This is a genomic window from Nocardioides sp. Soil777 (genome assembly GCF_001428425.1).
Taxonomy (GTDB): Bacteria; Actinomycetota; Actinomycetes; order Propionibacteriales; family Nocardioidaceae; genus Nocardioides; species Nocardioides terrigena.
This window is the reverse complement of sequence record NZ_LMSN01000012.1, coordinates 29,609-42,101: the sequence shown is the minus strand read 5'-3', so window position 1 is coordinate 42,101 and position 12,493 is coordinate 29,609. Positions and strand designations below refer to the sequence as shown.

Annotated in this window: 12 protein-coding genes; 4 read left to right on the top strand and 8 right to left on the bottom strand. The window is 72.1% G+C overall.

Going from position 1 to position 12,493, the window contains the following annotated elements; translation table 11 throughout:
• Positions 1–12 precede the first annotated feature (12 nt).
• The 3 genes from dnaJ to dnaK all read right to left on the bottom strand — a co-directional run bounded on the left by dnaJ (position 13) and on the right by dnaK (position 3,851).
• Positions 13–1,203 carry a molecular chaperone DnaJ gene (gene dnaJ, locus ASG88_RS07640; RefSeq protein WP_056886836.1) on the bottom strand — a complete coding sequence of 397 codons (1,191 nt, stop codon included), beginning with the start codon at positions 1,201–1,203 and terminating at the stop codon, positions 13–15.
• Positions 1,204–1,284: 81 nt separating this feature from the next.
• Positions 1,285–1,989: a nucleotide exchange factor GrpE gene (gene grpE, locus ASG88_RS07635; protein ID WP_235534769.1), complete on the bottom strand. Its 705-nt coding sequence runs from the start codon at positions 1,987–1,989 to the stop codon at positions 1,285–1,287.
• Positions 1,986–3,851: a molecular chaperone DnaK gene (gene dnaK, locus ASG88_RS07630; protein ID WP_056886835.1), complete on the bottom strand. Its 1,866-nt coding sequence runs from the start codon at positions 3,849–3,851 to the stop codon at positions 1,986–1,988. The genes grpE and dnaK overlap by 4 nt, the downstream gene beginning before the upstream one ends.
• Positions 3,852–4,066: 215 nt before the next feature.
• Between dnaK and ASG88_RS07625 the strand changes: the two genes are divergently transcribed.
• Entirely contained in the window at positions 4,067–4,765 is a 699-nt protein-coding gene (locus ASG88_RS07625; RefSeq protein ID WP_056886834.1) for an SGNH/GDSL hydrolase family protein, read from the top strand.
• A gap of 173 nt (positions 4,766–4,938) precedes the next feature.
• Here ASG88_RS07625 and ASG88_RS07620 read toward each other — a convergent pair whose 3' ends face one another.
• Together ASG88_RS07620 and ASG88_RS07615 are read right to left on the bottom strand one after the other, a co-directional pair.
• Positions 4,939–5,718: a GNAT family N-acetyltransferase gene (locus ASG88_RS07620; protein ID WP_056886833.1), complete on the bottom strand. Its 780-nt coding sequence runs from the start codon at positions 5,716–5,718 to the stop codon at positions 4,939–4,941.
• Between the two features lie 10 nt (positions 5,719–5,728).
• The gene (locus ASG88_RS07615; RefSeq protein WP_056886832.1) at positions 5,729–6,529 is read right to left on the bottom strand and encodes a nucleotidyltransferase domain-containing protein; all 801 of its coding nucleotides are present in this window, start codon (positions 6,527–6,529) and stop codon (positions 5,729–5,731) included.
• Between the two features lie 62 nt (positions 6,530–6,591).
• Between ASG88_RS07615 and ASG88_RS07610 the strand changes: the two genes are divergently transcribed.
• Positions 6,592–7,437, top strand: a complete 846-nt coding sequence (locus ASG88_RS07610) for an aldo/keto reductase (RefSeq protein WP_056886831.1) — start codon at positions 6,592–6,594, stop codon at positions 7,435–7,437.
• 91 nt (positions 7,438–7,528) lie between these two features.
• Here the strand turns inward: ASG88_RS07610 and ASG88_RS07605 are convergent, their stop codons facing one another.
• Positions 7,529–8,041, bottom strand: coding sequence for a MarR family winged helix-turn-helix transcriptional regulator (locus ASG88_RS07605; RefSeq protein WP_235534768.1), 513 nt, complete (start codon positions 8,039–8,041; stop codon positions 7,529–7,531).
• A gap of 40 nt (positions 8,042–8,081) precedes the next feature.
• Here ASG88_RS07605 and ASG88_RS07600 point away from each other — a divergent pair, with 40 nt between their 5' ends.
• Together ASG88_RS07600 and ASG88_RS07595 are read left to right on the top strand one after the other, a co-directional pair.
• Complete coding sequence (locus tag ASG88_RS07600) at positions 8,082–9,086, top strand: DMT family transporter (RefSeq protein WP_157559626.1); 1,005 nt, start codon at positions 8,082–8,084, stop codon at positions 9,084–9,086.
• On the top strand, positions 9,083–10,279 hold the full coding sequence (locus tag ASG88_RS07595) for an MFS transporter (RefSeq protein WP_056886829.1): 1,197 nt from the start codon (positions 9,083–9,085) through the stop codon (positions 10,277–10,279). The genes ASG88_RS07600 and ASG88_RS07595 overlap by 4 nt, the downstream gene beginning before the upstream one ends.
• Here the strand turns inward: ASG88_RS07595 and ASG88_RS07590 are convergent.
• Positions 10,266–10,811 (bottom strand): hypothetical protein, encoded by a 546-nt coding sequence (locus tag ASG88_RS07590; RefSeq protein ID WP_056886828.1) that lies wholly within the window; start codon positions 10,809–10,811, stop codon positions 10,266–10,268. The two genes, ASG88_RS07595 and ASG88_RS07590, sit on opposite strands and share 14 nt — an antisense overlap.
• A 339-nt stretch (positions 10,812–11,150) precedes the next feature.
• A complete protein-coding gene (locus ASG88_RS07585) occupies positions 11,151–12,446 on the bottom strand; it encodes an MFS transporter (protein ID WP_235534767.1) in 1,296 nt (431 codons plus the stop codon).
• Positions 12,447–12,493: the final 47 nt, after the last annotated feature.

The following is a 12,493-nucleotide window of genomic DNA, read 5'->3' as shown; positions in this document are numbered from 1 at the left end:
GAGGAGACCATGTCAGCTCGCCTCGAACAGCTGGGTGCGGAGCGGGGTGCCGGACGTGGCGGCCCGGTAGGCCTCGAGCGCCTCCCGCGCAGTGGTGTCGAGGGTGGCGGGGACGTGCACCTCGACGGTGGCGAGCAGGTCGCCCTTCGAGCCATCGGCCTTGGTCGCGCCCTTGCCGCGCACCCGGAAGGTGCGGCCGTTGGGCGTGCCGGGCGGCAGCTTCAGGGTCACCGGAGCGCCCCCGAGCGTGGGCACCTTGACCTCGGCGCCGAGCGCGGCCTCGTCGAAGGAGACCGGCACGTCGATGGTGAGGTTGTCGCCCTTGCGGCCGAAGACGCGGTGCGGGGAGACCTTGACCTTGACGAAGAGGTCGCCGGCCGGGCCCCCGCTCTCGCCGGGAGTGCCCTTGCCCTTGAGGCGGATCCGCTGGCCGTCCTTGACGCCGGCGGGGATGCGGGCCTGGATCGTGCGCGCCGACGTGCCGTGGCCGGTGCCGTGGCAGGTGGGGCACGCCTCGTCGTAGACCAGCTGGCGACCGCCGCAGGCCGGGCAGGTCTCGTTCATCGAGAACCCGCCACCGGCGCTGGCGACCACGAATCCGGCGCCCTCGCACTCGGGGCAGATGTGCGGTCGGGTGCCCGGCTTGCCGCCGGTGCCCTGGCAGGTCGCGCACGCCGCGTCGGAGGTCAGCCGCAGCGAGATCGTGACGCCCTCGAGGGCGTCGACGAACCCGATGGTGGCGGTGGTCTCGACGTCGGTGCCGCGACGCGGCCGGGGCTGGCGGGCGCGTGCCCCGCCGCCCTGGTGGAAGATGTCGCCGAACATGTCGCCGAAGCCGCCGGCGCCCCCGCCCGCCCGGTCGCGCAGCAGGTCGTTGATGTCGAAGCCACCGCCGCCGAAGCCGCCGCCGGGCTGACCGGCACCGCCGCCGAAGCCGCCGAACCCGCCGCTGGACTGGAGCCGGCGGAACTCGTCGTACTTGGTGCGCTTGTCGGCGTCACCGACGACGTCGTAGGCCTCGGCGACGGCCTTGAACCGGTCGTGCTTGGCGGAGTCGCCGGGGTTGGAGTCGGGGTGGTTGGCCCGCGCGAGCTTGCGGTAGGCCTTCTTGATGTCGTCGGCGGACGCGTCCTTGGCCACGCCGAGGACCTGGTAGAAGTCCTTGGTCGCCCAGTCGTTGCGGAAGCCGTCGTTGTCAGCCATGCCATCCCCTCCTCTCGTGCCTCGTGAGTGTGTCGTGCGGGTGGCCCGGCGACAGGAGTCGCCGGGCCGGTCGAGCGTGCGTCACGCGGTCGGCGTGGCCGGGTCGACCACGAGCACCTGTGCCGCGCGGACCACCCGGTCGCCGATCTTGTAGCCGGACTTGGCCACCACCTTGGCGGTGGTCACCTCCACGTCGGGATCCTCGCCGATGTGGCTCAGCGCCTCGTGGACCGTCGGGTCGAACGCATCGCCCGGCGCGCCGAACTTGGTGAGCCCGAGGCCCGCCACGATCCGCTCGAGCTGGTCGGCCACTGACTTGAAGCCGCCGTCGACCTCGCCGTGCTCACGGGCCCGGTCGATGGTGTCGAGCACCTCGATGATCGGGCTGAGGACCTTGTACGTCGCGTTCTCGGCGATGAGGTCGCGGTCCCGGTCGACGCGGCGCTTGTAGTTGAGGAACTCGGCCTGGAGCCGCTGCAGGTCCACGGTCCGCTCGGCCAGCGCCGTCTCGGCGGCGGTGAGCGGGTCGGCCGCGCCACCCTCCACGTCGGCCACGTCCTGGGGCTCGAGGGGGCCACCCTCCTCGACCCAGTTGTCGACGCCGCTGATGTCCTCGCCCGGCGCATGGCCGGGCGCGGTCCCGGAGCCGGTGCCGGTGCTGTCCGGCGTGCCGGACCCGGTGGCGCCGGCCGAGGCCGAGGCGTCGCCCTGGGGCGTCACCTCGACCTCGGTCTCGTTGGCCATCTCGCCCGCGGCGTCCCCGAAGGATCCGTCGGAAGAGGTCACTTGTTCTCACCCTCGGTGTCGGTGCCCTCGGCGGGCTCGTCGACGATCTCGGCGTCGACGACGTCGTCGTCGGACTCGCCGGTCGCCTCGGACGTGCCACCCGCAGCCGCCTGGTCGGCGTCCGCGGCGGCGTACATGGCCGCACCCATCTTCTGGCTGGACTCACCGAGCTTGGAGACGCCGGCGGTCAGCTCCTCGGCCGAGGCGTCCTCGCGGGCGAGCAGCTCCTTGAGGGACTCGACGTCGGCCTTGACCTCGGTCTTGACGTCCTCGGGGAGCTTGTCGTCGTTGTCGGTGAGGAACTTCTCGGTCGAGTAGACGAGCGAGTCGGCCTGGTTGCGGACCTCGATGGCCTCGCGACGCTTGGCGTCCTCCTCGGCGTACTGCTCGGCCTCCTTGACCATCCGGTCGATCTCGTCCTTGGACAGCGCGGAGCCGCCGGAGATCGTCATCGACTGCTCGCGGCCCGACGCCTGGTCCTTGGCGGACACGTGGACGATGCCGTTGGCGTCGATGTCGAAGGTGACCTCGATCTTCGGGATGCCGCGCGGTGCCGGCGGCAGGCCGGTGAGCTCGAAGTTGCCGAGGGGCTGGTTCTCGCCCCACATCGGGCGCTCGCCCTGGGCGACCTTGATCTCGACGGACGGCTGGTTGTCGTCGGCCGTCGTGAAGATCTCGCTGCGCTTGGTCGGGATCGTGGTGTTGCGCTCGATCAGGGAGGTCATGACGCCGCCCTTGGTCTCGATGCCCAGCGACAGCGGGGTCACGTCGAGCAGCAGCACGTCCTTGACCTCGCCCTTGAGGACACCGGCCTGGAGCGCCGCGCCGATGGCGACGACCTCGTCGGGGTTGACGCCCTTGTTGGGCTGCTTGCCGCCGAGGAGCTCGGTGACCAGCTCGCTGACGGCGGGCATCCGGGTGGAGCCACCGACGAGCACGACGTGGTCGATCTTGCTGACCTCGACGCCGCCGTCCTTGAGCACGCTCTGGAACGGCGCCTTGGTGCGGGCGAGCAGGTCGGCGGTGAGCTTCTGGAACTCGGACCGGGTCAGCTTCTCCTCGAAGTGGAGCGGCCCGCCCTCGCCGTGGGTGATGTACGGCAGGTGGATGGTCGTCTCGGAGCTGGAGGACAGCTCGATCTTGGCCTTCTCCGCGGCCTCCTGCAGGCGCTGCTTGGCGATCTTGTCGGCCGCCAGGTCCACGCCGTTGGAGTTCTTGAACTTGGTGACCATCCACTCGACGATCTTGTTGTCCCAGTCGTCGCCACCGAGGTGGTTGTCACCGGAGGTCGCCTTGACCTCGACGACGCCCTCGCCGATCTCGAGCAGGGACACGTCGAACGTGCCGCCACCGAGGTCGAAGACGAGGATCGTCTGGTCGTCGCCCTTGTCGAGGCCGTAGGCCAGCGCCGCGGCGGTGGGCTCGTTGACGATGCGGCTGACGTTGAGGCCCGCGATCTCGCCGGCCTCCTTGGTCGCCTGGCGCTGCGAGTCGGAGAAGTAGGCCGGGACGGTGATGACCGCGTCGGTCACCGGCTCGCCGAGGTAGGCCTCGGCGTCGCGCTTGAGCTTCTGCAGCACGAAGGCGCTGATCTGCTGCGGGGTGAAGGACTTGTCGTCGATCTCGACCTTCCAGTCCTCGCCCATGTGGCGCTTGACGGACCGGATGGTGCGGTCGACGTTGGTGACGGCCTGGCGCTTGGCGACCTCGCCGACCAGGACCTCACCGGACTTCGCGAACGCGACCACCGACGGGGTGGTGCGGGCGCCCTCTGCGTTGGCGATGACGGTGGGTTCGCCACCTTCGAGTACGGCGACCACGCTGTTCGTCGTACCAAGGTCGATGCCGACGGCACGTGCCATGGGGTGTTACCTCCGCTGGTTAGCTGGAATGTCTGGGTGTGGGCGTCATCCTGCCGCCCTGCGGCGAGTCTGACAAACAAGTTGAGCCGGATCAACTCAAGTTCGTTCATGGGTGACAACGCAGCCCCCGGCCGCCTTGTTCCCGGGATCACGAAGTCGTCACCAGTTGGCGTCACATTGCTGCAAATGGCTGCGCAGGAGGTGGTCCAGACCGGATGATCCTCCCTGTGACCGCCCGCCTCGACCTCCGCTACGCCGTGCCGGCGCTGCTGGCCGTGCTGGCCATGGCCGCGGTGCTCACGGTCCAGCTCGTCGAGCGCGCCGGTGCCGGGATGTCCTACTGCGCCCGGCACAACGTCCAGGCCGCGCAGCGGGCCGAGCTCGTCACCGGCTCGGGCACCCCCGTCACCGTGGTCGGCGACTCGTGGTCGGTGGGCCTCGGCCTCGACCGCCTCGCCGGCTCCTGGCCGTCGCGCCTGCCGGGCCGGGTCACCGTGGCCGGCTTCTCCGGGTCGGGCTTCAGCCGGACGGCCAGCCCGTGCGGTGACGAGTCCTTCGGCACCCGGGCGCTCGAGGCTCCGCTGGAGGGCTTGGTGGTCGTCGAGGGCGGCCTCAACGACTTCGACCGCTCGTCCACCGCGATCACCCTCGGATTCGCGCGGCTGATGCAGTCCCTCGAGGGCCACCGGGTGGTGGTCGTCGGACCGGCCGCAGCCCCCTCGCGCGCCCACGCCGTACCGCGCGTCGACCGGTTGCTCGCCCGGCTCGCGGCCGACAGCGGGGTCCCGTACGTCGCCACCAGCGACCTGCGCCTGCCCTACCTGCACGACCGGCTGCACCTGACGCCCGAGGGCCACGAGATCTTCGGCGACGCGGTCGCCGGGCGGCTCGGCGACCTCGGCCTGCTCGGCTGAGGGTTTCTGGCTCTCGATTTCCGGGTAGTCCGTGACGATCGGACCCCTGATCCGCGGTTCCCGGGGTCCGTGCGTCACGGACTGCCCCGGGAGGTTAGTTGGGGGCGATCTGGTAGGCGGACCGGCCGGTCGACCGACGACTTCGTCCCCAACTACGCGCGGAACGGCACGCCTCAGCGGGTCCAGACGTACGGCGTCGTGGTCGTCACCGGCACCAGCCCGGCGCGCTCGAGGATCGGGCGCGACATGTCGGTCGAGTCGGAGTGGAGGTAGCGCACGCCGAGGTCCACCGCCGAGCGGGCCCGGGCCGAGACCAGCGCCCGGTAGATGCCGCGGCCGCGATACTCCTGCAGCGTCGAGCCGCCCCAGATCCCGGCGAAGTCGGTGCCCGGCACGACCTCGAGCCGTCCAGCGCACACGACGGTCCCGTCGACCTCGGCCAGCCACAGCTCGGCCTCGCCCGACTCGAGGGTGGCCAGCGACGACTCGACCGACGGGCCGCGCCCCCGGCCGAAGACGGACTCCTGCATCGCGAGCATCGCCTCGACGTCGCCGCGGGCGTCTCCGGTGGCCCCGGCCCGACGGACGGTCACGCCCGGCACGTCGACGGGTACGGCGAGCGCGGACGCCTCGCCGATCATCACGGTCTCCGCCGGCTCGGCGACCAGGGCGTGCGCCGCGAGCCGCTCGCCGAGGTCTGCCGGCCAGTCGTGGCCGCGCGTCTTCCACTCGAAGCTCCCCACCTCGGTGCGGTCGCGGAAGTGCACGATCGCGCCCGAGACCAGGGTGTCGACGTCGTGGCCCTCCAGCGACGCGTAGGTCACGAACCCGCCGTGGTCGAAGGTCGCCAGCAGCAGCGGTCCCAGCTCGACCACCTCGGTGGCACGACCTACCTCGCCCTCGCGTCGCAGCTGCCGGTCGTATGCCTCCAAGAGGTCCTCAGCGCTGGTCATGGGCACATCCTCACGCACGTCCCGGGCCTGCGGGGCGGAGCAGGTCCAGCTGGTCGCCCCAGCCGTCGAGGATCTCGGTCAGCTCCCCGGCGGCCGGGTGTGCGTGCACCGCCCGCTCGACGCGGACGAAGGTCTCGCGCACCGCCTGCGGGTCGCCGTCCAGGGTCCGCTCGAGCAGGTCGAGGGTCTCCTCCGCCGGCCAGTGCGGGAGCGGGTGGGTGCGCAGCTCCCACGGGAGGTACTTCATGTAGGGCCGCACCCGGCCCTCCAGCGCGAAGACCGTGTCGAGAAGCCACGGCACCGACTCCGCCGCGTCGAGGCGCCGCTCGAGGTGCCGTCCGTCCCGGTCGTTCTTGAGGGCCCGGAAGGCGTAGTTCACGTAGCCGTCGAGCCGGTCGTGGGTGACCAGCACGTCGCGCTGCTCGTCCGGCGCCAGCGTCGCGTGGCGGCGTACGAGGTCGGGCAGCACACCGCCGGTGCGGTCCAGCAGGACCGGTGCCCAGGCGCAGGACCAGCGGTACCACCAGCCGTCGGTCCCGAAGGCCGGCAGCTCCTCGAGCTCGGCGAGGGGAGTCGGGACCTCGTCGACGTCGGGTGACTTCGTCGTACGCCGCCCTGCCGCGGCGTCGTCGGTGAGCACGACGAGGACGTCGAGGTCGGACCGCTCGGTGGCCATCCCGCGGCCGGCGGAGCCGCTCAGCACGAGGCCGAGGAACCCGTCGCCGTGGTCGGCGTCGTTGCGGTCGGCCAGCGCCTGCAGGGCTGTGGCGTGCTGCGGCGAGAGGTGGGCAGGGAGGTCCAGGTCGGGCACCCGGCCCACCCTAGGGACGGGCGCAACGGAATATCGGGCGGCCGATCCGTGTAGGGCCTCGTATGACTGTTCCCCAGATCAAGCTCCACGACGGCACGTCCATCCCGCAGCTCGGCTTCGGCGTCTTCCAGGTCCCGCCGGAGGAGACCGCGGCCACCGTGGCCCAGGCCTTCGAGGCCGGCTACCGCCACATCGACACCGCGCAGATGTACGAGAACGAGGCGGGCGTCGGCGCCGCGATCAAGGACTCCGGCCTGTCCCGCGACGACCTCTACATCACCACCAAGCTCAACAACGGCTTCCACCGCACCGACGACGCGCGCCGGGCCATCGACGAGTCCCTCGAGCGCCTCGGCCTCGAGCAGACCGACCTGTTCCTCATCCACTGGCCCCTGCCCACGAAGTACGACGGCGACTTCGTCTCCACGTGGCAGGCGCTCATCGAGGCCCAGCAGGCAGGGAAGACGCGCTCGATCGGCGTCTCCAACTTCCAACCCGCCCACCTCGACCGCATCGTCGAGGCGACCGGCGTCGTGCCGGTGGTCAACCAGGTCGAGGTGCACCCGTTCTTCGCCAACGAGGACGTGCGTGCCGCCAACCAGCGCCACGGTGTGCTCACCGAGGCGTGGTCCCCGATCGCTCAGGGCAAGGTCAACGAGGACGACACGATATGCGAGATCGCCTCGACCGTCGGCCGCTCGCCGGCCCAGGTCACCCTGCGCTGGCACGTGCAGCGCGGCGACATCATCTTCCCCAAGTCGATGAAGGCCGAGCGGATGCGCGAGAACTTCGAGATCTTCGACTTCGAGCTCTCCGCCGAGCAGGTCTCCGCCCTCGACGGGCTCGACCGGGGCGAGTCCGGCCGGATGGGACCCAACCCGGACACGTTCGACTACATCCCCGGCTGACCGGTCCCCTGCGTCAGCCGCCGTGGGCGGTGCGTGGACCACGTTCCTCAACGTTGGAACGTGGCTCCGCCACCGCTCCCGGGCGTGTCCGTCAGGCGCCGAGCGCCCGGGACCACTGGATCAGCAGGTGCGTGAGCCGGCTTCGCTCGGCGTCGGAGAAGGTCCCGAGCAGCCGTTCCTCGTTGGCGAAGTGCTGCTCCACCACGCGGTCGACGAGGGCGCGGCCCGACGGCGTCAGCGCGATCCGGCGTACGCGCCCGTCGTGCTCCGCCACCGAGCGCGTCACCCACCCCGCCTCGACCAGGCGGTCGACCCGCTTGGTCACGGCGCCCGAGGTGATCATGGTGGTGGCCGCCAGCTCGCCGGGGGTCAGCTCGAAGGGCTCCCCCGCCCGGCGCAGGGCCGCCAGCACGTCGAAGTCGCCGTCCGAGAGGCCGGCCGCGGCGAAGACCGGCCGCAGCTCCTCGTGGAGCACGGCGCCGAGGCGGTGCATCCGCCCGATGATGCCCATGGCCGAGCTGTCGAGGTCCGGCCGCTCGCGCGCCCACTGGGCCTGGATGCGCCCGACGTGGTCCGGGCCGGTGTGATGCACGTCCTCTATCACGGAGTGGAGATTACCTTCCACGGAAGATAATGTCTCTTCCGTGGAAAAGATCTTGGCTCACCGCTTCGGCCTCGTCCTGCTGACAGCGGTCGCCCCGGCCGCGTGGGGCACGACGTACATCGTCACCGAGCAGCTGCTGCCGCCGGACCGCCCGCTCTTCGGGGCGTTGGTCCGGGCGCTCCCGATCGGCTTGGTGATGCTCGCGTGGCGACGCCGGCTCCCGCGCGGCGACTGGTGGTGGAAGGCCGCGGTGATGGGGCTGTGCAACATCGGCGCGTTCTTCCCGCTGATCTTCCTCGCCGCCTACCACCTCCCCGGCGGGCTGGCGGCCACGATCCAGGCGACGGCCCCGCTCGCCGTGATGGCGCTCGCCTGGCCCCTCATCGGGGAGCGCCCCGCCCGGGTCCGCGTCGGCGCCGCCCTGATGGGGCTCGTCGGCGTCACCCTCCTGGTGCTCCGCAACCCAGACGGCGTGACGGCCCTCGGCCTGGCCGGCGCGCTCGGCTCGGTGCTCGTCAGCGCGCTCGGGTTCGTGCTCATGAAGCGCTGGACCCCGCCGGTCGACATGCTGACGCTCGTGTCCTGGCAGCTGGTCGTCGGCGGGCTCGCCCTGCTGCCGCTGGCCCTGGTGCTCGAGGGCGCCCCGCCGGCGATCGACCTCGAGGCGGCCCTCGGCTACACGTGGATCGCGGTGGTGGGCACCGGCCTGGCCTACGTCTGCTGGTTCACCGGGCTGCGCGCCATGCCCGCCGGCGCCGTCTCCCTCATCGGGCTGGTCAACCCGGTCGTCGGTACGGCGCTGGGCGTGGTCGTCGCCGCGGAGGCCTTCGGGTGGGTCCAGGCGCTCGGCATGGCGCTGGTGCTCGGCGGCGTGCTGCTCGGCCAGCGCACCACCCGGCGTCGCCGGACGTCGCCACCGCGCCACGCACCCCGGCCCCGCGCAGCACAGCGGCCCCGCGTGGCATCCCGACCGCGCGAGGCACTGCGACCGCTCGAGGCGCCCCGGCCGGCGGCCGAGCCGGTCGCTGCGAAGATGGGCGGGTGACGGCCTCGGGGGACTTCCGCTTCCGCGACATCGCCCTCCCGGCGTACGGCCCCTCGATCCTCAGCGCCATCGGGCACGGCGCGGTGATGCCGATCCTGGCCCTGCGGGCTCGCGAGCTCGGGGCGGACGTGAGCACGGCCGCGATGGTCGTCGCCCTGCTCGGCATCGGCAGCCTGATCGCCTCCCTGCCCGCCGGGGCCCTTGTCGCGCGGATCGGTGAGCGCCGAGCGCTGACCATCGTCGGGTGCCTGGACGCCGTCGCGATGGCGGCGGCCGCGCTCACCGACTCGGTGCTCGCGCTGGGGATCGCAGTGATCTTCAGCGGGATGACGTGGACGGTCTTCCTGATGGCCCGGCAGGGCTTCATGATCGACGCCGTTCCGATGGCCTACCGGGCACGCGCCATGTCGATGCTCGGCGGCAGCATGCGGGTGGGCGTGCTGGTCGGTCCACTCCTCGGTGCCGGGCTGATCCAGGTCGGCAGCCTCACCTGGGTCTTCTGGCTCGCCGCCGTGATGTCGCTCGCGTCGGCGCTGCTCGCGCTGACCATGCCCGACTTCGGCTCCGAGTCGCGCAAGCAGGTCACCGAGCACCTGTCGGTGCTGTCGGTGCTGCGCGCCCACCGCCGGGTGCTGCTCACCCTCGGCACGGCCGTGGTGATCATCGCCGCGAGCCGCTCGCTGCGCACCGTCCTGCTCCCGCTGTGGGCCGAGCACGTCGGCCTCTCCGCGAGCACGACCTCGCTCATCTTCGCCGCGGCCGCGGCGATCGACATCGCCTTCTTCTTCCCGGGCGGCTGGCTGATGGACACCCGCGGCCGCTTCGTGGTCGCCGTCCCTGTCGTGGCCTCGACCGCGGTCGCCTGCCTGCTGCTCCCCCTGGCCACCACCACCGCCACGGTGGCCGCGGTGATGGTCCTCATCGCCGCCGGCAACGGGCTGGGCTCGGGGATCGTGATGACGCTGGGCGCCGATGCCGCGCCGACGGAGGGCCGCGCGCAGTTCCTTGGCGGCTGGCGCCTCTGCGGCGACATCGGCGTCTCCGGCGGACCGGTGCTCGTCAGCGTCCTCGTCGCAGCGGCGCCCCTGGCCACGGCCTGCGTCGTGCTGGGCGGACTGGCCGCGGTCGGCACGGTGTGGGTCGGCTACTGGACCCGCCGGGTGGACCGGCAGGCGGCGCTCAGCCGACGGTGACCTCGACCTCGTTGGACGTGAGGTCCGAGTCGGTGTCCTTGACCCGGAACCTGTTGACCCCGGCCTGGCTCGTCTGCACGTAGGTCGAGAACGTCTGGTTGCTCACCGACACGGTCACCGGGAAGTCCGACCACGTGCCGCCCTCGAGGCGCTGCACCTGCAGGATCGCGCCCTCGCCCTGGGCGTAGGTGCCGGTGAGGTCGATCTGCTGCATCGGGCTCACGCTGACCTGGCTCGCCGAGAGGGAGATCTGCTCGGCCGGCGTGGTCTCCGTGCTGGAGGGCGCCTGGCCGGGCTGCGCCTCGGCGGTCGTCGTCGGCTCCGTGGTCTCGGTCGGCTCCGGCTCGGGGAGGTACATCGTCGTCTCGCTGCCGGACGTGGCCTCCGCCGACGCGTCGACTCCCCCACCGTCCAGGCCCAGCACCTTCGTGCCGAACAGCGCGGCCAGCCCGAACAGCAGGCCCACGACGGCGGCCACGGCGACCAGGGCCACCAGTCCGGTCAGGACCGGGCGGTCTTTGCTCTCGGACACGGGACACCTCTCGCTCGTACGACGATCGCGCGCGGTGGTTGCGGCGCGACTGCCCGCCATTGTGGGCGACCCGGGTGCTCCGGACCAACCCGGCCCGCCGCCGGGCGCCCCTCCGGGGGGTCCTCGGGGGTCCTCGCGGCCAGTGCGACCTGCGGTACCCACGACCGCAGGTCCCAGCCCGCGCACGAACCACCCGGCCAGTGCGACCTGCGGTACCCACGACCGCAGGTCCCAGCCCGCGCACGGACCTCCCGGCCAGTGCGACCTGCGGTACCCACGACCGCAGGTCACACCTCGCGCGAGGACCCCGAGGACCGTCCCGGCCGAGTCCCCGGCGGCTCAGGTCTCGGCGCCCCGCCGCTCCCTCTCGGCGATCGCGTGCACGTCGGTGCGGTTGTCGTAGGACCAGAAGTCCCGCAGCAGCGCCGCCGTCAGCAGGACACCGCCGACGCACGCGATACCGCCGGAGACGATCGAGCCGCGCACCGACCAGGCGTCGGCCACGAAGCCCGCGCGGACCTGGCCACCCAGCGGGCCGACGGAGTAGGACAGCATCTCGATGCCGGCCAGCCGGCCGCGCATGTGCTCGGGGATGGTCTGGTTCCACACCGTCCCGCGGAAGACGGCCGAGATCATGTCCGCCGCACCGGCCATCGCGAAGCAGGCCAGCGCCACCCCGAACGACGGCGCGAGGCCGGCGAGCGCGATGCAGGCGCCGTACGCCGCGGCGGCGATGACGATGGCCCGTCCGTGGTGGTGGACGCGCGAGGTCCAGCCGCTGAGCGCAGTCGCGACGAGGGCGCCGACGGTCTCCGCGGAGTAGAGCAGCCCCAGCAGCTCGGGGCGCTCGAAGACCTCGGCCGCCAGCGCCGGGAAGAGCACGATGGGCATCGCGAGCAGCATGGCGGCGATGTCGACGAGGTAGGTGCCGAGCAGGTCGCGCCGACCGATCGCGTAGCGCCACCCCTCAGCGATGCCGCGCAGGCTCGGGGGCGTCGTCTCGCCGCGGTGGGGGTAGGGCCGCATCGCGGCGTACAGGGCGCAGGCGACGGCCAGGGCGACGACGTCGACGACGAAGCACCAGCCGATCCCCACCCAGGCGATGAGCACGCCGCCGATGGCCGGACCGAGCAGCACGCCCACCTGCATGCCGAAGCTCGACAGCGCGTTGGCGGCGGTGATCTGGTCGTGGCGCACCGTGCGCGGCTCGAGCGCCTCGCGGGACGGACGCTGCAGCGACGAGGTGGCCGCGAGCAGGGCGGCGACGACGAAGAGCAGCGGGAGGCTCGGCTCGGCCCGGAACGCGTTGCCCGCCAGCACCGCCATCAGCACCAGCTGCGCCAGACCGCTGCCGACGAGCAGCTTGCGGCGGTCGACGTGGTCGGCGAGCGCACCGCCGTACAGGCCGAAGACGATCAACGGCACCAGCTCGACCAGGCCGATCGCACCGACCAGGAAGTTGCTGCCCGTCATGTCGTAGACCTGGAACGGGATCGCGACGTAGGACACCATCCCGCCGAGGTAGAACACCGTGCCGGCGGTGAACAGCAGCCGGAAGTCGCGCGACTCGCGCAGCGGGGTGACGTCCATCCGCACTCGGCGGAGGCGCTCGCGCAGGGACGGGGTGGTGCTCACAAGGGGCGATCGTCGCACGACGGGCGGACCCGGCGCGCGCGATTTAC